The sequence below is a fragment of the Mesotoga sp. UBA5847 genome (assembly GCF_002432735.1).
Classification (GTDB): Bacteria; Thermotogota; Thermotogae; order Petrotogales; family Kosmotogaceae; genus Mesotoga.
On record NZ_DJGL01000105.1, the window covers coordinates 1 to 445 of the forward strand.

Here is a 445-nt window from a genome sequence, read left to right on the forward strand (position 1 = left end):
CAACCATTGGGGGTCGAAGGGCCTTGCAGTGGTCGGTGGTAGCAGGTAGGGGGTCGGAAGAGCGGAATAAGACGCAAGGCGCCGAAGAGCATCGGCGGACGCAAGGCTGGCGAATACCACGCCAGGTCGCAATGCCCGCTTCGCGGGGAAGCAATTCTGAAAATCCCACTGAGGCCGATTCTTTGAAGTGCTCAGCTTGCAGCGTTCCCTAACAAGCGGATCTCTGGCCGTCAACGATTGGCCTTTCTCAGACAGATGGAGAAACCGTATCGAGAGAACGAGAAGACACTTTGCACTTGAGATGAAGCTTCGCTTCGAGAAAGGCTGCATTCGAGACTGCCATGAGTAGCGAGAAAAGCAGATCTGAATGTTGTCACTGCAGGATGACAGACAAAAGAAGCGAAAAATGCGGTTGGGCCGAGAGCTCTTCATTACCCATAAGTTA